We start from the raw sequence: 21,836 nt of genomic DNA, 5'->3' as shown, positions 1-21,836 counted from the left end.
CTACCCCGCGCTCGACCGCGTCCACCCGTGTTTCATGGGCAGCGGGTATTTGGGGCTTCGCATCGCGCGACTCAGCGCCGCCTAATCGCCGGGGGCATGGGTGGCGCGCCGCGGGGCGCGCGCCGACTGCCGGCGCGCGCGGCCCTTATCCCTTGCCGATCACGCGGCGGAACCAGCCCTTTTTCGGCCCCTCTTCGGGGGCAGGTTCGGCCCCTTCGTCACCCTCCTCGGGCGGCGGGGTAACCGCCGCCTCCAGCCGGGCAAAGAACTGATCGGCCATCTTCTTGGCAAAGCCGTCAACGATACGGCTGCCAAGCTGCGCCAGCTTGCCTCCAACGCTGGCCTCGACATCGTAATGCAGCCGCGTGCCGCCCTCGATCTCCTCCAGCCGCACATTGGCACCGCCCTTGGCAAAGCCCGCCGCGCCGCCCTTGCCCTCACCGCTGAGCGTGAGGCTCTCGGGCTCGATCATATCGGTGAGCGTCACCACGCCCTTGAACGTCGCCTTCACCGGGCCGACCTTTTGCACCACGGTGGCCTCGAACCCGTCTTCGGGCGTGCCGGTCACCTCCTGCGCGCCGGGCACGCAGGCCTTGAGCGCCTCGGGGCTGAGCAGCGCCGCCCAGACCGTCGCGCGGTCGGCGGCAATCTCGCGGCTGTCGGACATTTTCATCGGGTCTCTCCTCCATCCTTATACGGACCAGCGTAACCCGGTGGCGCGCCAAGGCAAAGCTGTCCTAAGCTTGGTCGCGCAAATGGTGAAAGGAACCGGGGATGCTGACAGGGCTGCGGGTGGTCGAATTCGAGGGGCTGGGGCCTGCGCCCTTCGCCGCGATGATGCTGGCCGAGATGGGGGCCGAGGTGGTGGTGATCCACCGCCCCGGCACGGCCAGCCCGGTGGCGGGCGCGCGCAACCTGCTCGATCGCGGCAAGCGCTCGATCGTGCTCGACCTGAAAGAGCCCGCCGATATCGCCACAGCCCGCGCGCTGGTGGTGCGCGCCGATGCGCTGATCGAGGGCTATCGCCCCGGCGTGATGGAGCGGCTGGGGCTGGGGCCTGACGAGATGCACGCCGCCAATCCCCGCCTCGTCTATGGCCGGATGACGGGCTGGGGGCAGGACGGGCCGCGCGCGCCTCAGGCCGGGCATGACCTCAATTATATCGCCACCTCCGGCGCGCTTTGGTATGCGGGCGCGCCCGGCACGCCGCCGCTCACCCCGCCCACGATGGTGGGCGATGTGGGCGGCGGCGCGCTCTATCTGGTGGCGGGGGTGCTGGCCGGGCTGATCGGGGCGGCACGCACGGGGCGGGGCACTGTGGTCGATGCCGCTATCGTGGATGGATCGGCGCATATGATGGCGCTTTTGATGTCGATGATGCCCTCGGGCAACCTCTCGATGACGCGCGGCCAGAGCCTTCTGGATGGCCCGCACTGGAGCCGCATATATGGCTGCGCCTGCGGTGGCTGGCTGTCGGTGCAATGCCTCGAGCCGCAATTCTACGCCGCGTTCCTCGACCGGCTCGGGCTGGCGGATGATCCGCGTTTCGCCGATCAACGCGACCCTGCGCAATGGCAGGCGCAAAGCGGGGCACTGGCCGCGATATTCGTCGAACGGCCGCTGGCGCATTGGGCGGAGGTCTTTGCCGGAACGGATGCCTGCGTGGCCCCGGTGCTGCGCCCCGACGAGGCGGCGCGCGATCCGCATATGGCCGCGCGCGGGGTGTGGCAGCAGGCGGGCGACGGGCTGGCCCCGGCCCCCGCCCCCCGGTTTGACGGGGCGGTGCGACCGGTGGCCGAGCCGCCCGCGCGCGGGGCCGACAGCGCGGCGATTCGGGCAGAGCTGGGGCTTTGACGCGCGGGGGGGGCAGAAAGCGAACGGCAGCTCCAAGCCGAAAGCCCCCCCGCCAACCGGCCATACCTCCCATGCCCCCGGTGCGAGGCGCAGGCGGTGATCCCCAAACGCAAACGGCCCCGCCGAGGCGGGGCCGTTCAGGTGCCGTTGACGGCAAAGGCTTACTTGTCGCCCTTGAGCGCCGCGCCAAGGATATCGCCCAGCGACGCACCCGAATCGGACGAGCCGAACTGCTCGACAGCCTCTTTCTCTTCGGCGATCTCGCGCGCCTTGATCGACAGGCCCAGACGGCGGGTCTTGCTGTCGATATTGGTCACGCGGGCATCGACCTTGTCGCCCACCGAGAACCGCTCGGGGCGCTGCTCGGAGCGGTCGCGCGACAGGTCGGAGCGGCGGATGAAGCTCTTCATCCCCTCGTATTCCACCTCGATGCCGCCATCCTCGATCGCCGTCACCTCGACGGTGACGATGGTGCCGCGCTTGACGCCGCCCACGGCCTCGGCGAACTTGTCGCCGCCCAGCGCCTTGATCGAGAGCGAGATACGCTCTTTCTCGACATCCACATCAGCCACGACAGCCTGGACGATATCGCCCTTCTTGTAGCTCTGGATCGCGTCCTCGCCACGCTCGTCCCAGCTCAGATCGCTGAGATGGACCATGCCGTCGATATCGCCTTCCATGCCGATGAACAGGCCGAACTCGGTGATGTTCTTCACCTCGCCCTCGACCTCGGTGCCCGGCGGGCAGGTTTCGGCGAACACTTCCCACGGGTTGCGCATCGTCTGCTTGAGGCCAAGGCTCACGCGGCGTTTGGCAGCGTCGATCTCGAGCACCATAACCTCGACCTCCTGAGAGGTGGAGACGATCTTGCCGGGATGCACGTTCTTCTTGGTCCAGGACATTTCCGAGACGTGAACGAGCCCCTCGACCCCCGGTTCCAGCTCCACGAAGGCGCCGTAATCGGTGATGTTGGTGACGCGGCCGGTATGGACAGAGGCCAGCGGATATTTGGCCGCCACCACGTCCCACGGATCTTCCTGCAGCTGCTTCATGCCAAGGCTGATGCGGTGGGTTTCCTTGTTGATCTTGATGACCTGGACCTTGACGGTCTCGCCGATCGACAGGATCTCGGAGGGGTGGTTGACGCGGCGCCAGGCCATGTCGGTGACGTGCAGCAGACCGTCGACACCGCCCAGGTCCACGAAGGCCCCGTATTCGGTGATGTTCTTGACCACGCCGTCGATATTCTGCCCCTCGGTGAGGTTGGCGATGACCTCGGCGCGCTGTTCGGCGCGGCTCTCTTCGAGAATGGCGCGGCGCGACACGACGATATTGCCGCGGCGACGGTCCATCTTGAGGATCTGGAACGGCTGCTTGAGGCCCATGAGCGGCCCCGCGTCCCGCACCGGGCGCACATCGACCTGAGAGCCGGGCAGGAAGGCCACGGCACCGCCCAGATCAACGGTGAAGCCACCCTTGACGCGGCCAAAGATCGCGCCTTCGACGCGCTCTTCATCGGCATAGGCCTTCTCAAGCCGGTCCCAGGCTGCCTCGCGGCGGGCCATTTCGTGGCTGATGACGGCTTCGCCGCGGGAGTTTTCCGCCGAGCGCAGGAAAACCTCGACCTCGTCGCCGACATTGATGTTGGGCTGTTCGCCGGGATTTGCGAATTCCTTCAGATCGACGCGGCCTTCCATCTTGTAGCCGACGTCGATGATGGCCTGTCCCGCCTCGATGGCGATGACCCGGCCCTTGACGACAGAGCCCTCATCGGGGGTGTCCATTTCGAGGTTTTCGTTCAGGAGGGCCTCGAATTCCTCCATAGATGCGTTCTGAGCCATGTGGCGTGTTTGTCCTTTACAACGTGCATTTTCCGGCCGTGCGGTTGTCTCCGCCGGTCTTGAGAGGTTTCATTGGTCGGGCGGGCCACAAAGCAAAGAGGGCCGGGAATGCCGACCCTGCTCGATCTCTGCTGCTTCGTGGCGGTTCCGCCTTGTTGACACCGGGCGTCATAGCGGGCGGTGACGCTTAAATCAAGCTGCAAGATGGCGCGCGCCCCACGCGGGAAAACGCATCGCGGGAAACTGGAAGAAGACGCTATCAAATCGTAAGGTGGCAGGAATGGCCGGGAATGGTTTGCCGCCCGACACCAATTCGCTATCATGTTGAGGGGACGCTTCGACGCGTGAGCGTATCTGAAACCCGCATGGGCCAGCCGAGATACACAGGGTTTACGACACGCGCCGCCCGGAGGACTCGTTATGACCAGACCACGCCTCACCAGCCTCGATCACCTCGTGCTGACCATCACCGACATGGCACCAACGCTGGCCTTTTACGAGGGTGCGCTCGGCATGCTCTCCGAGACCTTCCACGGCACGGACGGAACCGAACGGCATGCGTTGCGCTTTGGGACGCAGAAGATCAACCTGCACGTGGCGGGGGCAGAGTTCGCCCCCAAGGCCGCGCGCCCCACCCCCGGATCTGCCGATCTGTGTTTCCTCAGCGATACGCCGCTCACCGACTGGCAGGCGCATCTTTTGGCGTTTGGTGTTGCCGTCGAGGAGGGGCCCGTGCGCCGCACCGGGGCCACCGGCACCCTCATGTCGCTCTACCTGCGCGATCCTGATGGCAACCTGATCGAGATTTCAAACCGCGTGGACTGAGGGCCCCTCACCCCGCCGCAAAAAGCCTGCCATACTCCGCGCGCAGCACGTTTTTCTGCACTTTGCCCATGGTGTTGCGCGGCAACGCGTCCAGCAAGATAAGCCGACGCGGCTGCTTGAACCGCGCGAGCGACCCCGACACCGCCGCCGCGATGGCGTCAAGATCGGGCGCGGCCCCCTTCTCGGGCACCACAAAGCCCACCACCGCCTCGCCCAGATCGGGATGGGGCACACCCACCACCGCGCTTTCCAGCACGCCGGGCTGTGCATCAAGGGTCAGTTCCACCTCCTTGGGGTAGATATTGTAGCCCCCCGAGATCACCACATCCTTCAACCGCCCCACGATCGAGACATAGCCGCGCGCGTCGATCACGCCCAGATCGCCGGTGATGAAAAAGCCGGTCTCGCGCAATTCCTCGGCGGTCTTTTCCGGCATATTCCAATAGCCCCTAAAGACGTTCGGCCCGCGCACCTCGATCATGCCGACCTCACCTTGCGCCACCTCAACGCCGCTCTCGGGATCGGTGATCCGCAGCTCCACCCCCGGCAGGGGAAAGCCCACGGTGCCCGCGCGCCGGTCGCCGTCGTAAGGGTTCGACGTGGTCATGTTGGTCTCTGTCATGCCGTAACGCTCGAGGATGCGATGCCCGGTGCGCGCCGCGAAGGCCTCATGCGTCTCGGCCAGAAGCGGCGCAGAGCCGGAGGTGAAAAGCCGCATATGCGCCACCAGATCACGGGTGAGGCGCGGATCGTCCAGGAGCCTTGTGTAGAAGGTCGGCACCCCCATCATCGTCGTGGCGCGCGGCAGATGCGCGATCATCGCCTCAAGATCGAATTTCGGCAGAAAGATCATCGCCCCGCCCGCCAGCAGCATCACGTTCGTGGCCACGAAAAGCCCATGCGTGTGAAAGATCGGCAGCGCATGAAGCAGCACGTCGCCCTCGGTGAAGCGCCAGTAGTCGACCAGCACGCGGGCGTTCGAAAGCAAATTGTCCTGCGTCAGCATCGCCCCCTTGGAGCGCCCCGTGGTGCCCGAGGTATAGAGCAGCGCGGCAAGGTCGTTGGCCTCGCGCGGCACGGTCTCGAAGGTCTCGGGCAGGTCGCGCGCCGCGTCAGGCAGGCTGCCGCTGCCATCGCCGTTCAGCGTCAAGAGCACCGCCCCCGCCGCCTCAGTCACGGGCAAGAGCGCGCCCTCCTGCGCGCCGTCGCAGAGCAGCAGCCGCGCGCCGCTATCGCCGACGAAATAGGCAACCTCGTCAGGGGTATAGCCGGTGTTGAGCGGCAGGAACACGATGCCCGCCTGCACGCAGGCAGCATAGACCGCCAGCGCCTGCGGCGATTTCGGCACCTGCGCCGCGAGCCGGTCGCCGGGGGCCAGACCGGCGGCACGCAAGGCATGGGCATAGCGCGCCGCCATCCGCAGAAAGGCATCATAACTGAGGGTGCTGCCATCCGGCAAATGCAGGAACGGCGCGGCGCGGCCCGCGTGCCGGGCGAATAACGTCTCGAAAAGCGGGTTGGTCATCATCTTTGATCCCTGTCGTTGAGGGTGTGCCGGTCAGGTGGCCGCGATCGGGCGCTCGCGGATCGGCAGGTGCACCAGCGCCGAGAACGCCCCCACGCCGACCCCCACCCACCAGACCAGCGTGTAATCGCCATGCAGATCATAAAGCCGCCCGCCCAGCCAGACCCCGAGAAAGCTGCCAAGCTGATGCGAGAAGAATACGATCCCGTAAAGCGTGCCCATATAGCGCAGCCCGTAGATATGCGCGATCAGCCCCGAGGTTAGCGGTACCGTGGCGAGCCAAAGCGATCCCATCGCCACCGAGAAGAGCAGCACCGTGCCCGGCGTGATCGGCGTCAGGATGAACGCCGCCGCAATAGCCGTGCGCGCCGCGTAAATGCCCGCCAGCAGGTGCTTGCGCGAATACCGCTTGCCCAGCCAGCCCGCCAGCAGCGTGCCGCCGATATTGGCAAGGCCGATGATCGAGATCGCCACCGCGCCCAGCGCCGAGGTGGTGGTGATGCCGATATTGTGCAGCATCCCGCCGGGCAGGATCGGCCCGCACATCTCGGTCACCAGCGCCGGGAAATGCGCGGTGATAAAGGCAAGCTGATAGCCGCAACTGAAAAAGCCGAGGAAAATCAGCGTGTAGGACGGATCGCGAAACGCCTGTCGCAGGGCCTCGCCCAGCGATTGCTCCAGCACGGCGCGCCCCGCAGGCGCAGGCCCGCGCATCAGCGGCAGCATCACCAGCACCGCGAGGATGGTGACGGCGAACACCAGAAACACGCTCTGCCAGCTCAGGAATCCCAGCATCCATTCCGCCACCGGCGCGCCGAACACCTGCCCCGCCGACCCGGCGGCGGTGGCGATGGCAAGGCTCATCGAGCGGTTCTCGTCCGAGCTTGCCCGCCCGACCACGGCGAGAATGACGCCGAAACCGGTGCCCGCGATACCAAACCCCACCAGCACCTCGTAGAGCTGATGCGCCTGCGGCGACACGGCAAAGGATGACAGCACGAGGCCGCCCGCATAGATCAGCGCGCCAATGACGATTGCCCGCCGATCGCCCATCTTTTCGGCCAGCGCGCCAAAGATCGGCTGACCGATGCCCCAGGCAAGGTTCTGGATCGCGATGGCCAGCGAAAACTCGGCGCGCGGCCAGTTGAATTCCTCGGCAATCGGGATCTGGAACACCCCGAAAGAGGCGCGGATCGCGAAAGACATCATCAGGATGGTGCAGCCCGCGATGAGAACGGGCGTGATCATAGGGGCGGATTTCTGCATCGGGTCCTCGCGCGGCTCGCCGCGACGTTACGGCGCGGCGGGGGTCTGTGCAAGGTGGCGGATGAGCGGCGCCATCACCAGCGGCGTGAGATACATCGGCACCTGGTAAAGCCCCACGAACAGCAGCAGCGCGGCGGCGGTCTCGGGCGGCAGCGCGCCAAGGAAAAGCGCGAGGTTGCGGTTTCCGGCGATAATCGCCAGCGCCGGGGCATCGCGCGGCGTGCGGCGGCGTGCGAGCACCAGCATGGCGATCTGCGCGCCAAAGCCGAGCGCGAAAACAGCGGCGAGCGTGCCCCAGAACGCAGGCACCGGCGCGCGTAACGCAGGCCCCACGGCAGACATCAGGCCCACCACCACCACCGCCATCGCCAGCGTGATAAGCCCGTCCACCGCCCCCTGCTCCGCAGGCCCGCGCAGCCGTGCCACCCGCGCCCGCAGCACCATTCCCGCGCCCCCCGCGAGCACGATCACCGCCAGCAGGCGCAGCGCCGCCCCCGCCACCACCTCGGGCGCGCCAAAGACCGGCAAAAGCCAGAACACCGGCACCACCGTCAGCGGCAAGAGCGTGGTGCCCAGCACAAGCTGGCGCAGCGCCGGGGCGGGATCGCCTCCGGCAAGAATGGTGAGGCCGGGGCTTCCGGTCATCGGCGGGGCGGCCAGCACCAGCACGCAGCCGATCCCCACAAGGCTGGCCTCTGCGTCCAGCCCCCAGAGCGCGGCAATGACCAGCACCGGCAGCGCCACCTGCATCGCCAGCGTCACACCAAGATAGCGCGGCAGGTGCCGCCGCGCGGGAAAGGCCGCGCGCATATCCACCCGCAGCGTGGCGAGAAACAGCATCACCGCGATCATCGGAAAAATGAGCGGGGCCATCGCCCGCGCCAGCCCCGGCGCGAGCACCCCCACCACTAGACCCGCCACCAGCACAAGCCGCCCATGCCGGGCCAGCGCCGCGAGCGCGCCGCTCACACCGCCGCCGCGCCGCGCGCCGCCTGATCGTAGCACCCCGACAGCGCGCGCAAGAGCGCCGCCAGCCGCGACATCTCGGCCCGGTCAAGGCCAAGCTGCTCGACCGCGCGCACCAGGAGCTGCTCGCGCACGCGGCCATAGCTTGTGCAATACTCGGCCCCCGGCGCGGTGATGGCGACGGTCTTTTCCTTGCCCTTGCGCCCGGTCTCGACAAGGCCGTGACGCTCCAGCTTCTTGACCGCATAGCTCACGAGGTGGGTATCCTCCACGTTCAGCACGAGGCAGATATCGGCAAGGCTCTTGGGCCGGTCGCGATGGTGGACAAGATGCACCACCAGCACCTCCAGCGGGGCCAGCCCCGGCATCCCGGCGGCCGTCATGCAGCGCGACATCCAGCGCTGAAACGCATGGTTGGACATGGTCAGCGCAAATTCCATCTCCGACAGTTCCGGCAGGCCGGAACTGGCAAGATGGGCCGAGGAAACAACCGGCCCCTGCCTCAACGGGCAAGCATCGTCTGCGGAATCCATAGCGCGATCTCCGGGAAAATGGCAAGGATGGCGGTGGCCAGCACCAAGAGCAGGAAAAACGGAAAGGCGTGGCGCGCGATCTCGAAAATGCTGCGCCCGGTGATGGATTGCAGCACGAAAAGGTTAAAGCCCACCGGCGGCGTGATCTGGCTCATCTCGACCACCAGCACGAGGAAGATGCCGAACCATATCGGGTCGATCCCGGCGGCCAGCACCATCGGCAGAATGACCGAGGTGGTCAGCACCACGATGGAAATCCCGTCGAGGAACATGCCCAGCACGATGAAGAACACCACCAACGCCGCCAAGAGCATATTGGCCGAATAGCCCTGCTCGCCGATCCACGCCGCCAGCGCGCGCGGGATGCCGGTATAGCCCATCGCCACCGTCAGGAAAGCCGCCCCCGCAAGGATAAAGGCGATCATGCAGGTGGTGATCGTCGCGCCGCGCAGGGCGCCCCATGTAGCCTCCCAGTTGAGCGAGCCGCCCAGGGCCGACAAGATCAGCGCGCCCAGCACACCCACCACCGCCGCCTCGGTCGGTGAGGCGAGGCCTGCATAGATCGAGCCGATCACCGCGACGATCAACAGGATCGTCGGCCCCAGCAGCATGACGGCGCGCGCCTTGTCGGCCCATGTCGTGGCAGGCTCCGCCGCAGGCATCCGGTCTCGATGCGTCAGCGCCCAGAGCATCGTATAGCCCGAGAAGAGCGCCGCCAGCAAAAGCCCCGGCCCGATCCCGGCAAGAAACAGCCGCGCGATGCTCTGCTCGGTCGCGGCCCCGTAGACGATGAGGATGATCGACGGCGGGATGAGAAAGCCGAACGTGCCGGAACCGGCCAGCGTGCCGATAATCATCCGCACGTCATAGCCGCGCCGCGTCAGTTCCGGCACCGACATGCGCCCCACCGTGGCCGTCGTTGCGGCGGAAGAGCCGGAGACGGCAGCAAACAGCGCGCAGCCGAAGATATTGGCGTGCAAGAGCCGCCCCGGCAGCCGTGTCGTCAGGGGCGCCAGCCCCGAAAACATGTCCGACGAGAGCCGCGAGCGGAACAGGATCTCGCCCATCCAGATGAACATCGGCAGCGCCGTCAGATCCCAGATATTGAGCGCACCCCAGACCTTGGTGCCGAAAACCAGTTCGGCAGGCGCGGTCGAGGCCAGCATCATCGCAGCCAGCCCCACGGCAATGAGCGCGAACCCCACCCAGAGGCCCAGCGCCAGACAGCCAAAGAGGACACCGACGAGAATCAGCGACAAAATATCAATGCCCATCGGTCTTGCCCTGTTTCGCAGCCTCGGCGCGCAGGAAGGCCGGAACGCCCCCCCGCAGCACCACCAGCGCCTCGTCCAAAAGCGCGATCCAGAAGATCGCCAGCCCCAGCACCATCACCCCTTGCGGTATCCACAGCGGAAACCGCGCCATGCCAAAGGACACCGCGTTGAATGCCCAGGCGTCCCACGCCTGAACCCCGGCGCTGTAAAGCGCGAAGCCCCCAAGCCCGAGCGCGAGGAGCAGCACCAGCCCGGCCAGCACGCGGCGCAAGCCGGGTGGCACGGATTGCGTGAGGATCGTCACCCGCACATGGCCTGCATCCCGCAGCGTGCCCGCGAGCGCCAGGAACACCGCCCCCACGAACAGAAACCCGCCAAATTCCGAGAGCGAGGTGATGGCGATGCCAAGCGGGGCCTGCCCCAGCGCCAGCAGCGTCTTGTCGATCACCCTACCCGCGACCTGCACCAGCACCAGCACGGCAATCGCCACCAGCGCCAGCGCGGCCAGAACGAACCCCGCATCGTATAAGCGGTCAAGCAGCCTGCGGATCATGCGCGGCCCCCTTTCTGTCAAAGGCGTGGCGCGGGGCATACCGCGCCCCGCGCCGGTGCAGCATCAGCGCGCGCGATAGGCCGAGAGGATCGCCGCCCCCGCCTCGCCCGCCTGCGCCTGCCATTCCTCGGTCATGGTCGCGCCGATCTCGCGCAATTCCCGCGCCAGCGTCTCGGAGGGCTGCGAGACCTGCATGCCGTTTTCCTTGAGCGCGGCAATCTTCGCGTCGGTCTCGGCCTTCGACATCTCCCAGCCGCGCCGCTCCGCCTCGGCCGCCGCGTCGATCAGCGCCTGTTGCTGATCCTCAGGCAGCGCGTCAAAGGCACGGGTGTTGACGAACACCATGTTTTTCGGAAGCCACGCCTGCGTGTCGATATAATGGCTCACGAAATCCCACGCCTGCGACGACACCCCGGTCGAGGGCGAGGTAATCATCGCCGCGATGCGCGAGGTGGAAAAGGCGGTCGGGATGTCGCCCGCCTCGACGGTCGTCGGCACCGCGCCCATCAACTGCGCCAGCCGCTCGGTGGCGGTGTTATAGGCGCGAAAGCTCACGCCCTGCATGTCTTTGATCGAGTCGACTTCCTCGGTGAGATAGAGGCTCTGGCCCGGCCACGGCACGGCATAAAGCAGGGTCAGCCCCTGATCAGCCAGCTTGGCGGCGATCTGATCGCGCGAGGCGGCCCAGAGCGCGGCGGCATCCTCATAGCTTGCCGCGAGGAACGGCACCGAATCGACGCCGAAAATCGCGTCCTCATTGGCCAGCCGCGATATCAGGATCTCGCCGATGGGCGCGAGGCCCCGGCGCACCGCGTCGCGGATTTCGGGATGGGCATAAAGCGACCCCGCCGAATGCACGGTGATGGTGAGCCCGCCCTCGGTGGCGCTGGCCACATCCTCGGCGAATTGGGTGATGTTCTGGGTGTGAAAGACCGAATCGCCATAGGGCGTGGGCATGTCCCAGGTGGTCTGCGCATGGCCCGCGCCCGCGCCAAGGCCAAGGGCAACGGCCCCCGACAGCGCCAGTGAGAAAAGATGTTTCATGATGTGCTCCCTGATATCGCATGACACCGGGCGGGTTGGCCCGCTCCGGTCATGTGGAAGGCTGCGCAGACGATGATAATTTGTCAATAAAATAGTATTGACGCGCACGACCTCACAAGGTTTGCCACAGTTGAAACAGCCCCCCCGCAGCAAAGGCCCCCGCCAGCGACAGCATGATATAAAGCGCGAAGACACGCGGTTTCACCAGCGCCCAGACCGCGATGGCCGCAGGCAGCGAGGTAACGCCCCCCGCGACCAGAAAGGCCAGCCCCGCGCCCGGTGCCATGCCCTGCCCCACCAGCCCGCCTACCAGAGGCAGCGCGGCATAGCCGTTGAGATAGGCAGGCACGCCGATCAGCGTGCCAAGCGCGATGGGGCCAAGCCCGGTGCCACCCAGCGCGCCGGTGATCGTCTCGGCGGGCACAAAGGCCAGCATCAGGCTTTCCAGCACAAAGGCGAGGGTGAGCCATTTCAGCAGAAAGAGCGTCACAGTCAGCGCCTCGCGCCCGAACCTCGCGCGCCGCTCCGGCTCGGTCCAGAAGCGCCAGATCACAGGTTTGGGCGCGCGCAGCTTCGCGCCGCCGCAGCCGCCATTGCCGATTTCCTCGCGCAGCGGATCGGAAAGCCCGCCCGCACGGCCCAGAAAATGCACCACCCAGCCGCCCAGAAGGCCAAGGCCGATCGCCGCCAGCATCTTGGCCACCGCGAATTCCAGCCCCAGAACCCCCGTGGTCAGCACGAACATCGACGGGTCCATCACCGGCGAAGCCAGCCAGAACGCCATCACCGCCGCCAGCGGCACCCCCATCGCCAGAAGGGCCGCAATGAGCGGGATCACCCCGCAGGAGCAGAAGGGCGAGAGCGCACCGGCGAGTGCCGCGAGCGTGATCATCACCACCGGCGCGCCGGTAAAGGCGCGCGCGATCAGGTTGTCGGCCCCCGTGGCCGTGGCCCAGGCGGCAACGCCGATGGAGAGCAGCAGAAAGGGCGCGGTGCTGGCCAGCGCGTCGGCGGTAAAGGCAACAGATGCCGCCGCCTGCGCCCGGTCGAATACCGCGAGCGCCAGAAGGATCAGCGCGGTGACGAGCCAGACGCCGTGTTTGCGCCACAGCGCGCGCAGCGTGTTGGAAAAACGGGGCGGAGAAAGGGTGGCGTCGCTCATAGTAATATCCTTAGGTATATCGTTATATAAGGCCCAAAAAATCAGGCCGCGCTATCGGTGGCAGCCAGCCGCACACCGGTGCAGCATTCGGCGGTGAGAAAATCGAGCATCCGGCGCATGGCGGTGAAATCCACACGGTTCAGCACCGCGCGCCCCTGCCGTTCCTGCACCACCAGCCCGGCCTCGACCAGCGTCGAGAGGTGATGTGCCAGCGTCGAGGGGGCATGGCCCAGATGCTGCCCGATCTCGCCCACGTTCAACCCCTCCTCGCCCGCGCGCACCAGCAGGCGAAAGATGGCAAGGCGCGTATCATGCCCAAGCGCGGCAAGCGCGCGGGCGGTGGGGGTGGTTTGGGTCATGAGACAAACATAACGATAAAACCAGTTATGTCAATTCTCCAGCCCGGCCCGCGCCTCCATCGTCACCACCCCGTCCGCTTGCCGCCGCACGCGCAGATCGACTCCGCCCCCTGCCTCGCGCGCCTCGATGGCCACGGGCGCGCCGCAGATGAGCGGGGTGAGACCGCGATAGGTGAAGCGCGCAGGCAGGCCGCCCGCGACATGCGTGGCAAGGTTCATCATCCACACCGCCTGCATCGGGCCGTGCACGACAAGGCCGCCGTAGCCCTCGACCCCCGTTGCATAGGGGTGGTCATAATGGATGCGATGACCGTTGAAGGTGAGCGCGGAAAAGCGAAACAGCAGCGTCGGATCGGGGGTGATATGCCAGGCGGTCGCCTCGGGCCAGTCCTCGACGGGCGGGGGGGGGACTGCCACGCCCGGCTTGGGGTCTTCGCGGTAAACGATGTCTTGCCGCTCATTGAGGCACAGCGCACCCGCCACGCGATAGAGATGACGAACCGTGACAAAGCCAAGGCGCCCGCTGCGCCCCTGCTTGAAGCGCACATCCTCGATCACCGTCTCGCGCGCCACCATGTCACCGGGCGAGAACGCGCCGTGAAATTCCACCTCTCCCCCGGCCCACATCCGGCGCGGCAAGGGCAGCGCGGGCAGGAATATCCCCGGCTTCGGGTGGCAATCGCGGCCCAACTGGTCGGGCGTCACCGCGTCGGGCACCAGGCACCAGTGCAGGCCCACCGGCACCTCGGCCCCGGCCAGCATACCCGCCAGCGTGACGCGGAAATGCGCGATAAGGCGATCGGTGATCGGCTCTTGCCGGGTAAAGCCGCGCCCGATCCAGTCGGAATAATCGTCCATGCCGCCCCTCCTATGCCCCGCGCCCCGGCCCGTAGGATTTGGGCAGGCCCAGCACCTGTTCGGCGATATAGCACAGGATGAGATTGGTCGAGATCGGCGCGATCTGATAAAGCCGCGCCTCGCGGAACTTGCGCTCGACATCGTATTCCTCGGCAAAGGCAAAGCCGCCATGGGTCTGCATGCAGGCCTCGGCGGCCTCCCAGCTTGCCTCGGCGGCCAGCATCTTGGCGGTATTGGCCTCGACACCGGGCGTGTGCCCCGCGTCATACATCGCCGCCGCGCGATAAACGATCGCCTCGGCAGCCATCATCCGGGCCTGTGCGCGCGCGAGCGGGAACTGCACGCCCTGATTGGCCCCGATGGGCTCGCCGAACACCACCCGTTCGCGGGCATAGTCCGACCCGGTTTTCAGGAACCACTTGGCATCACCGATACATTCGGCGGCGATGAGGATACGCTCGGCATTCATGCCCGACAGTATATAGCGAAAGCCTTTGCCTTCCTCGCCGATCAGGCTGTCGGCGGGGATGCGCAGGTTGTCGAAAAATACCTCGGTAGTGGCGTGGTTTATCATCGTGCGGATGGGGCGAATGTCGATGCCGTGGCCGACCTTGTCACGCAGATCGACGAGAAAGACCGACAACCCATCGGTTTTCGACTTGGCCTCGGCGCGCGGCGTGGTGCGCGCCAAAAGGATCATCAGGTCGGAATGCTCAACGCGCGAGGTCCAGATCTTCTGGCCATTGATGACATACGCATCGCCATCGCGCCGCGCCGTGGTTTTCAGTGCCAGCGTATCGGTGCCGCTGGTTGGCTCGGTCACGCCAAAGGCCTGAAGGCGCAACGAGCCATCAGCGATGCCCGGCAGATACGCGGCCTTCTGCGCCTGCGACCCGTGGCGCAGCAGCGTGCCCATCGTATACATCTGGGCATGACAGGCGGCGGCGTTGCAGCCCTGACGATGGATTTCCTCCAGAATGACGGCGGCGACGGTGAGCGGCAGGCCCGACCCCCCGTATTCCTCAGGGATCATCGCCGCCAGATACCCCTCGGCAATAAGCGCATCGACAAATTCCCTGGGATAGGCGCGGCGCGCATCCAGATCGCGCCAGTAGCGCCCCGGAAACCCGGCGCAGACCTGCGCCACGCCGTTGCGGATATCGGCAAATTCGGCGGTCGGGTCGAAACTTGTCATATGGGGTGTCCTTCTGATAGCACGCCCTGATTGGCAGGTTTTGCAGCGCGATGGAAGCTCCGGGCACGCAACCTCGGGCTTTCCCCGGCAAGGCGTTTCTGCATCCTCGCCGCATCTTGAACGAAAGGACCGCCCCCATGCGCACCGATCTTTCCGGTCTTCTCGTCGTCTCGGTCGAACAGGCGGTGGCCGCGCCCTATGCCTCCGGGCGGCTTGCCGAGGCGGGCGCGCGCGTCATCAAGGTGGAACGGCCCGAGGGCGATTTCGCGCGCGGCTATGACAGCCTCGTGCAGGGCGAGAGCGCCTATTTCGTCTGGCTCAACCGGGGCAAGGAATCGATCTGCCTCGACCTGCGCGACGCGACCGACCACGCGCTTATGGCGCGAATGCTGGCGCGGGCGGATGTGTTCATCCAGAACCTCGCGCCGGGGGCGATCGACCGGCTCGGCCTTGCCCCCGACCGCCTGCGCGCCGCCAACCCGCGCCTCATCACCGTGTCGATCTCGGGCTATGGCAGCGACGGGCCGCTGGCGGATCTAAAGGCCTATGACCTGCTGGTGCAGGCCGAATCGGGCCTCTCGTCGATCACCGGCAACGCGGCGGGGCCTGCGCGCACCGGCGTTTCGGTCTGCGATATCGCGGCGGGGATGACCGCCTATCAGGCGGTGCTCGAGGCGCTGATCGGGCGGGCGAGCACCGGCGAGGGGCGGCATATCGAAGTGTCGCTCTTTCACGCGCTGGCCGACTGGATGAACGTTCCTTTCCTGCAATATGCCTATGGCGGCAAGGTGCCGGTGCGCGCGGGCCTCAACCATCCCACCATCGCGCCCTATGGTGCCTATGAGGGCAGCGACGGCAAATCGGTGCTCATCTCGATCCAGAACGAGCGGGAATGGGCGGTATTTTGCGAGGCGATCCTAGACGATGCCGCGCTCGCCCGCGATCCGCGTTTCGACAGCAATTCGGCCCGTGTCGCCAATCGTGACGCGCTCGATGCGATCCTGCGCCCGGTCTTTGCCGCCCTGCCCCGCGACGCGATGGCCGAGCGCCTGCGCGCCGCGCGCATCGCCTATGGCCGGGTGAGCGAGATGGAGGATCTGGCGGCCCACCCGCAGAACCGCCATGTCACGGTCGAGACGCCAAGCGGCCCAGTGCGGATGCTGGCCCCCGGCGCGCGGATCGACGGGGCCGAGGCTGACCTGGGCGCGGTGCCCGGTCTTGGCGCGCACACAGACGCGCTGCGCGAGGAGTTCGGCGGGGCGTAGGCTGCGCCACCTGACACAGAGTGCCGGGGGGTGTGCGGGGGAATACTTAAGGCCTTGGACAGCCATTCGATATGATGCGATGCGCCGCGCGAGGGCCCGACCGCCGGGTGGGCGCTGAAACGGCTCCGCGTGGCACTTTATGCCTGCAAAATACTTGAACGGTTATAATGAGTTAGACATTGCAAAAGCGCCCGCCCGTCACGCCAAAGGCGTGCCGACTATAATCGGCGCACCTTCGGTGCGACGGAGCGGTCGGGCGCTCGCGCGGCGGCGCGCCAAGGCGCGCCTCGATTCCGCGCGGGGGAAAGAAGGCGAAGGGCGGCAACAGGCGATTTGCAACGCCTTCCACCCCCCTTTGCACGGCTTGGCAGGCCGCATCACCATAGGGCGACACCTTCCAGTTACCCGACATCGAACCGCATCTGCAAATTCAGACTCGCACATCATGCGTTTTTATGCTTTTTTTCCCGGCAAGGGGAGAAATCGCGCATGTTCAGCCTTGGCGACATCATGGCAGAGGCGTTCGGCCTGATCCTGACATGGGATCGGGACCTGAGCGAGATCGTCATCCTGTCGCTCAGGGTGACGCTCTCGGCGGTGGCGCTGGCCTGTCTCATCGGCTTGCCCGTGGGCGCGGTGGTGGGCGCGTTCCGCTTTCCGGGGCGCGGGGTGGTGACGGTGCTGCTCAACACGCTGATGGGGCTGCCGCCGGTGGTGGTGGGGCTTTTCGTCTACCTGATGTTGTCGAATGCCGGACCTTTGGGCATCCTTGGCCTGCTCTATACCCCCACGGCAATGATCGTGGCGCAAACGCTTCTGGTCACTCCCATCGTCGCGGCGCTGACGAAACAGGTGGTCGAGGATCTGCACGGTGAATATGCCGAGCAATTCGCCTCTTTCGGCCTCACGGCGCGCGCCCGCGTGGCCGCGCTCTTGTGGGATGCGCGCTATAGCCTGCTGACCGTGGCGCTGGCGGGCTTTGGCCGCGCGGTGGCCGAGGTGGGGGCGGTGCTGATCGTGGGCGGCAATATCAACCATGTGACGCGGGTGATGACCACGACCATCGCTTTGGAGACCTCCAAGGGCAATCTGCACCTGGCGCTGGCGCTTGGCGTGCTGCTTCTGGGGCTGGCGGTGGTGGTCAATGCTGGCGTGATGGCGCTGCGCGCCTCGGCGGTGAGGGCGGCCTATGCGTGACATGGTGACCGAGAGCATGGAGACCTGCACCGACCCGATCCTGACGGCGAAGGGCCTCAGCTTTGCCACTGGCGGGCAGGCGCTGCTTCACGGGATCGACATCGAGATCGCGCACGGGCGGCGCACGCTGATCATGGGGGCGAATGGGGCGGGCAAGAGCCTTTTGTTGCGGCTGTTGCACGGGCTGTTGCCGCCCTCCTCGGGCGAGGTGATCTGGCAAGGCGCGCGCCGCGCGCAGGCGATGGTGTTTCAGCGCCCGGTGATGCTGCGCCGCTCGGTGCTGGCCAATCTGCGCTTTGCGCTCAAGGTGCAGGGGCTGGGCTGGCGTGCGCGACAGGTGCGCGCGCGCGAGGCGCTGGACATGGCCCATCTCACGGGCAAGGCGCACCAACCCGCGCGGCTTCTGTCGGGGGGCGAGCAACAGCGGCTGGCGGTGGCGCGCGCGCTCGTGTGCGAGCCGGAATTGCTGTTTCTGGATGAGCCGACAAGCAGCCTTGATCCGGCCTCGACCCAGATGATCGAGGATCTGGTGAACGCGGCCCACAAACGCGGCGTCACCATCGTGATGGTCACCCATGACAGCGGGCAGGCGCGGCGAATGGGCGACGAGGTGATCTTTCTTCATGCCGGACGCGTCGCGGAACGCGGCCCGCTCGACCAGGTTCTGGGCGCGCCGCGCTCGGAGGCCGCCCGCGCCTGGGTGCAGGGACGGCTTTATACCGGAACCGACCACTAACCCCAAATCAACACGGAGCGTTCAATGTTCAGACGTCACCTTCTTTCGCTTGCCCTTGCGGCGCTGGCCTTCGGGACCACGGCGGCACAGGCGCAGGACGAGTTCATCGTGGTGCAATCCACCACCTCGACGCAGAATTCGGGCCTCTTTGATCACATCCTGCCGATGTTCCAGGACAAGACCGGCATCGAGGTGCGCGTGGTCGCGGTGGGCACGGGCCAGGCGATCAGGAACGCCATGAACGGCGATGGCGATGTGCTCTTTGTTCATGCCAAACCGGCGGAGGAAAAATTCGTCGCCGAGGGGCATGGAGTCAGCCGCGCCGACGTGATGTATAACGATTTCATCATCATAGGCCCGCCCGCCGACCCCGCAGGCGTGGCGGGGATGACGGATGTCGTCGCGGCCCTGACCAGGATTGCCGAAACACAAGCCCCCTTCGCCTCGCGCGGCGATGACAGCGGCACCAACAAGGCCGAGTTGCGCCTGTGGAAACAGGCCGAGATCGACGCGCGGGCGGCCTCGGGCGGCTGGTATCGCGAGACGGGGTCCGGCATGGGCGCGACGCTCAACACCGGCACCGGCATGGGGGCCTATATCATGACCGACCGCGCGACATGGATCGCCTTTGGCAACAAGGGCGACTACCGCATCGCGGTGGAGGGCGATCCGAAGATGTTCAACCAGTATGGCATCATCCTCGTGAACCCGGAAAAGCACGCACACGTCAAGGCCGAGGCCGGTCAGACCTTCATCGACTGGGTGCTCTCGGACGAGGGGCAGGCCGCGATTGCCGGCTACAAGGTGGACGGCCAACAGCTCTTCTTTCCCAACGCGGGCGGCTGAGCCCCTCCCCTCTCAGCGCGTTCTGCGCCGGTTGGTCCTGGACGCGCCGTGGTTCCGGTCTGCGACACATTGCCAGAACCCGCAGGGCGAGGTGCTTTGGCACTTGATGATTTCAAGGAGGGCCTGTAGAGCCGTCAGTGGGACACCCCTCCCAACGAGGGGTTGCAGTCATTGAGATTTTCCCTTTTTCTTTTCTGCTCTTAGACCATCCGCAATCACGTCCTGTGTCAGATTTGTGCCAAACAGGGCATTGGTGACGGTGCGGTCCTTCATGGCATGGGCATAGGTGCGCAGAACCGTGGTGGCGTCTTTCCAGCCGCCGCGCTCGGCCACGGTCTTGGGGTCAAAGCCCAAGTGCAACATGGACGTGGCGAACCCGTGGCGGCAACAGTGCGGGGTCAGTCGCTCGATGCCTGCACGCTCGCACACGTTGTTCCATGGTCCTCTGACACTGCCCCGGCCCGAGTAGCCGAACACCAGCTCGTCAGGCTTGCGATTGGACGGGATATTCGCCATCGCCGCCACCACGTCAGGCGGCAGATGCGCCGTGCGGCTCCATGGTGTTGGCTTGAACAGATGCAGTTCGGCCACCGCTTGGCCTAGATCAACGTCCCGCCATGCCAGACGGCAAGATTCCCCAACGCGCGCCGCCGTGCCAAACATGAACATGCAGAGCGCGCCAAGGTGCGGTAGCCCGTCACTCTTGGCCTGCTCATGGAAAGCGAACACCCACTCGATTGTGGCCGGTGTTTTCGTCTCGGGGTTTTCGGTGAACCGCTTCACGGATATGCGCTGGCACCAGCCTAATTCCGCCGCGTAGTTGATCGCCGCCTGCGTGGGCTTGATCACCTGCCGATTCCATGTCGGCTCTTTGGCATGCGGGTATATCCGCCGCGCCGCCTGCCGGATAGTCTCGGGTCGCACCTGTTCAACTGGTGTATCCCGCCAATGCTCTGCCAGCTTCAACAGGAACCTCTCAGGCTTCTGAGCGTCCAGATAGGCGGTGAACACCTGTGACATGGTCAGCCCCGCGCCCGGTCCATCGAAACGACGCTGCCACGCCTTGTGCTCGATTTCCGCCGCGATGCGCTCTGCGTTTTGTCGGTCAGTCGCTTTCGTAGAGCCGCGAAGTCGCCTTCCGGCAACTGATCCTCGGTAGTGCCAGAACCTGCCGCGCTTGTAGATTTCGATTGGCATGGCCTAGATGCCTCCAAAATGGTTTCCACATCCTCGGGCAACAGGATCATGGCTTTTCCTATGATCCGGCAAGCCCCAAGCTCCCGCGCCAGCCTTCGCAATTCCCGCTCGGAAACGCCGATATGCCCTGCCAGATCGGCAGGCGTGACGTGATCGGGAAGCAAGCTGGCGCGGGTGTTGGACATGTTATTCGCTTGGTGCGTTGATGGAATCCAATGCCCTGTTGAGGCGATTTGCGCGGGCCGATGCTTTCTCGATCATCTGAAAGCAATCCTCTCGATCAACTTCCGAGTGCATGGCCATTGCAGCATCCAGCAGGCTTTCGATGATCAATGCCTCAGTCTGCATCTGTTCACGGGTCATCTTGTCTTTGCTCACGCCTCGATCTCCTCTTGGCTGGGTTGGTAGATTTCGCGCAGGTGCTGGACGATCTGCGCATTCATGGAACGGCCCTCTCGCGCCGCCGCGTCCTTCACCTGGTCTTTCAGATCGTCAGGCATGCGCAGCCCGTAGGGTTTGATTTTCTCCGGCATTTCCCTGCCCTCCAACGTTACACGATGTAGTTACGCTACACGATGTAACTATTGTGAGCAAGGAAAAATGTGCTACACGATGAAGCTATGACCGAAGATGAGAACCTGATCCGTGATATTGCTCCATTTGGGTTGCGCATGCCGCCCATGCTCAAAGAGCGTATCCGGCGCGCCGCTCAGGATAATGGCCGCAGCATGAATGCGGAAATTGTCTCTGCGCTTGAGAAAGAGTATCCAGAAGATGTCTACTCTGCGGACGAATTTGTAGATTATCTTCAGTCTCTTGCAGAGCCAATGGACCCTGAATCGCAAATTGTTCATGCAGAAACTCTAAACTCTATGTTCGATCACATGGGTGTTGATCTTGAAGCGCATCTGCAATCAGGCGACATCATCATAATGCGCAAGACGCCTCCAAAATAAGGAATGAACATGTTTGAAGTTGGCAAGGAATACGATTTCGTCACCGTATCAATGGGCGAGGATGGACTGGTAGAATCGTCGCGGGCTTGGACTGTCGCCGCGGTAGACGGCCACCTGCTACACCTCCAGATTCCCGCCCAAGACGAAGGGCTTGATATCTATCTTAATGATGATGATAACCCGCTCGCACAAATCCCGGCTATGCCGGAACAGAACATGGTCCTGAATACTGCGTCGGCCTTCTTCCACTCGGCTACCCCGGTCACTGAAGAATAGCCCGCGCGCGCAAAGGGTCAGCTCTTGGCCTGCCGCCTGCGCCGGTGCCATCGTTGCTGGCAACGGTTGCCACAGAACTTCTGGTCGCGCCGGGGGTTCTGAATTTCG

At 65.3% G+C, this 21,836-nt stretch carries 23 protein-coding genes and 2 pseudogenes; 8 read left to right on the top strand and 17 right to left on the bottom strand.

Annotation, left to right across the window (positions count from 1 at the left end; genetic code table 11):
* Window positions 1-145 precede the first annotated feature (145 nt).
* Window positions 146-673 carry an SRPBCC family protein gene (locus ABIE58_RS18390; protein ID WP_354546130.1) on the bottom strand — a complete coding sequence of 176 codons (528 nt, stop codon included), beginning with the start codon at window positions 671-673 and terminating at the stop codon, window positions 146-148.
* A gap of 101 nt (window positions 674-774) precedes the next feature.
* Here ABIE58_RS18390 and ABIE58_RS18385 point away from each other — a divergent pair, with 101 nt between their 5' ends.
* Entirely contained in the window at window positions 775-1,854 is a 1,080-nt protein-coding gene (locus tag ABIE58_RS18385; protein ID WP_354546129.1) for a CaiB/BaiF CoA transferase family protein, read from the top strand.
* 161 nt (window positions 1,855-2,015) lie between these two features.
* Here ABIE58_RS18385 and rpsA read toward each other — a convergent pair.
* A pseudogene (gene rpsA, locus ABIE58_RS18380) lies at window positions 2,016-3,716 on the bottom strand (30S ribosomal protein S1); the annotation flags it as partial.
* Between the two features lie 399 nt (window positions 3,717-4,115).
* Between rpsA and ABIE58_RS18375 the strand changes: the two are divergent.
* Complete coding sequence (locus tag ABIE58_RS18375) at window positions 4,116-4,520, top strand: VOC family protein (protein WP_354546128.1); 405 nt, start codon at window positions 4,116-4,118, stop codon at window positions 4,518-4,520.
* A 7-nt stretch (window positions 4,521-4,527) separates the two neighbouring features.
* Here ABIE58_RS18375 and ABIE58_RS18370 read toward each other — a convergent pair whose 3' ends face one another.
* From ABIE58_RS18370 to ABIE58_RS18320, 11 genes are all read right to left on the bottom strand, one after another.
* Complete coding sequence (locus ABIE58_RS18370) at window positions 4,528-6,045, bottom strand: malonate--CoA ligase (protein WP_354546127.1); 1,518 nt, start codon at window positions 6,043-6,045, stop codon at window positions 4,528-4,530.
* A gap of 33 nt (window positions 6,046-6,078) precedes the next feature.
* Entirely contained in the window at window positions 6,079-7,311 is a 1,233-nt protein-coding gene (locus tag ABIE58_RS18365) for an MFS transporter (protein WP_354546126.1), read from the bottom strand.
* A 27-nt stretch (window positions 7,312-7,338) separates the two neighbouring features.
* Window positions 7,339-8,316: a hypothetical protein gene (locus tag ABIE58_RS18360; protein ID WP_354546125.1), complete on the bottom strand. Its 978-nt coding sequence runs from the start codon at window positions 8,314-8,316 to the stop codon at window positions 7,339-7,341.
* Entirely contained in the window at window positions 8,277-8,810 is a 534-nt protein-coding gene (locus ABIE58_RS18355; RefSeq protein WP_354546124.1) for a winged helix DNA-binding protein, read from the bottom strand. The genes ABIE58_RS18360 and ABIE58_RS18355 overlap by 40 nt, the downstream gene beginning before the upstream one ends.
* The gene (locus ABIE58_RS18350) at window positions 8,780-10,084 is read right to left on the bottom strand and encodes a TRAP transporter large permease (protein ID WP_354546123.1); all 1,305 of its coding nucleotides are present in this window, start codon (window positions 10,082-10,084) and stop codon (window positions 8,780-8,782) included. Before ABIE58_RS18350 ends, ABIE58_RS18355 begins: the two co-directional genes overlap by 31 nt.
* Window positions 10,074-10,637 carry a TRAP transporter small permease gene (locus ABIE58_RS18345; protein ID WP_354546122.1) on the bottom strand — a complete coding sequence of 188 codons (564 nt, stop codon included), beginning with the start codon at window positions 10,635-10,637 and terminating at the stop codon, window positions 10,074-10,076. The genes ABIE58_RS18350 and ABIE58_RS18345 overlap by 11 nt, the downstream gene beginning before the upstream one ends.
* Before the next feature lie 63 nt (window positions 10,638-10,700).
* The gene (locus ABIE58_RS18340; RefSeq protein ID WP_354546121.1) at window positions 10,701-11,681 is read right to left on the bottom strand and encodes a TRAP transporter substrate-binding protein; all 981 of its coding nucleotides are present in this window, start codon (window positions 11,679-11,681) and stop codon (window positions 10,701-10,703) included.
* A gap of 112 nt (window positions 11,682-11,793) precedes the next feature.
* A complete protein-coding gene (locus tag ABIE58_RS18335; RefSeq protein ID WP_354546120.1) occupies window positions 11,794-12,843 on the bottom strand; it encodes a permease in 1,050 nt (349 codons plus the stop codon).
* A 41-nt stretch (window positions 12,844-12,884) separates the two neighbouring features.
* Window positions 12,885-13,202: an ArsR/SmtB family transcription factor gene (locus tag ABIE58_RS18330; protein ID WP_354546119.1), complete on the bottom strand. Its 318-nt coding sequence runs from the start codon at window positions 13,200-13,202 to the stop codon at window positions 12,885-12,887.
* Between the two features lie 30 nt (window positions 13,203-13,232).
* Entirely contained in the window at window positions 13,233-14,060 is an 828-nt protein-coding gene (locus ABIE58_RS18325) for an HTD2 family dehydratase (protein ID WP_354546118.1), read from the bottom strand.
* 10 nt (window positions 14,061-14,070) lie between these two features.
* Window positions 14,071-15,255, bottom strand: a complete 1,185-nt coding sequence (locus tag ABIE58_RS18320; RefSeq protein WP_354546117.1) for an acyl-CoA dehydrogenase family protein — start codon at window positions 15,253-15,255, stop codon at window positions 14,071-14,073.
* A gap of 137 nt (window positions 15,256-15,392) precedes the next feature.
* Between ABIE58_RS18320 and ABIE58_RS18315 the strand changes: the two genes are divergently transcribed.
* The 4 genes from ABIE58_RS18315 (at window position 15,393) to ABIE58_RS18300 (ending at window position 19,299) form a co-directional block, all read left to right on the top strand.
* Entirely contained in the window at window positions 15,393-16,520 is a 1,128-nt protein-coding gene (locus tag ABIE58_RS18315) for a CaiB/BaiF CoA transferase family protein (RefSeq protein ID WP_354546116.1), read from the top strand.
* A 489-nt stretch (window positions 16,521-17,009) separates the two neighbouring features.
* Window positions 17,010-17,717: an ABC transporter permease gene (locus ABIE58_RS18310; RefSeq protein WP_354546115.1), complete on the top strand. Its 708-nt coding sequence runs from the start codon at window positions 17,010-17,012 to the stop codon at window positions 17,715-17,717.
* Complete coding sequence (locus tag ABIE58_RS18305) at window positions 17,710-18,453, top strand: ATP-binding cassette domain-containing protein (RefSeq protein ID WP_354546114.1); 744 nt, start codon at window positions 17,710-17,712, stop codon at window positions 18,451-18,453. The genes ABIE58_RS18310 and ABIE58_RS18305 overlap by 8 nt, the downstream gene beginning before the upstream one ends.
* Before the next feature lie 24 nt (window positions 18,454-18,477).
* On the top strand, window positions 18,478-19,299 hold the full coding sequence (locus ABIE58_RS18300) for an ABC transporter substrate-binding protein (RefSeq protein ID WP_354546113.1): 822 nt from the start codon (window positions 18,478-18,480) through the stop codon (window positions 19,297-19,299).
* Window positions 19,300-19,467: 168 nt separating this feature from the next.
* Here the strand turns inward: ABIE58_RS18300 and ABIE58_RS18295 are convergent, their stop codons facing one another.
* The 4 genes and pseudogenes from ABIE58_RS18295 to ABIE58_RS18280 all read right to left on the bottom strand — a co-directional run bounded on the left by ABIE58_RS18295 (window position 19,468) and on the right by ABIE58_RS18280 (window position 21,029).
* A complete protein-coding gene (locus ABIE58_RS18295) occupies window positions 19,468-20,319 on the bottom strand; it encodes a tyrosine-type recombinase/integrase (RefSeq protein WP_502950118.1) in 852 nt (283 codons plus the stop codon).
* 90 nt (window positions 20,320-20,409) lie between these two features.
* Window positions 20,410-20,496: pseudogene (locus ABIE58_RS20365) on the bottom strand (hypothetical protein); the annotation flags it as partial.
* A 186-nt stretch (window positions 20,497-20,682) separates the two neighbouring features.
* A complete protein-coding gene (locus ABIE58_RS18285; protein WP_354546110.1) occupies window positions 20,683-20,874 on the bottom strand; it encodes a hypothetical protein in 192 nt (63 codons plus the stop codon).
* The gene (locus tag ABIE58_RS18280; protein WP_354546109.1) at window positions 20,871-21,029 is read right to left on the bottom strand and encodes an Arc family DNA-binding protein; all 159 of its coding nucleotides are present in this window, start codon (window positions 21,027-21,029) and stop codon (window positions 20,871-20,873) included. Before ABIE58_RS18280 ends, ABIE58_RS18285 begins: the two co-directional genes overlap by 4 nt.
* Window positions 21,030-21,116: 87 nt before the next feature.
* On the opposite strand from ABIE58_RS18280, the gene ABIE58_RS18275 reads away from it, so the two are divergent.
* On the top strand, window positions 21,117-21,452 hold the full coding sequence (locus ABIE58_RS18275; protein ID WP_354546108.1) for an Arc family DNA-binding protein: 336 nt from the start codon (window positions 21,117-21,119) through the stop codon (window positions 21,450-21,452).
* Between the two features lie 9 nt (window positions 21,453-21,461).
* Entirely contained in the window at window positions 21,462-21,728 is a 267-nt protein-coding gene (locus ABIE58_RS18270; protein ID WP_354546107.1) for a hypothetical protein, read from the top strand.
* The last annotated feature ends 108 nt before the right edge of the window (window positions 21,729-21,836 follow it).

The sequence above is a fragment of the Roseovarius sp. MBR-78 genome (genome assembly GCF_040547535.1).
In the GTDB taxonomy this organism is placed as follows: Bacteria; Pseudomonadota; Alphaproteobacteria; order Rhodobacterales; family Rhodobacteraceae; genus Roseovarius.
This window is presented reverse-complemented; position numbering and strand designations above follow the sequence as displayed.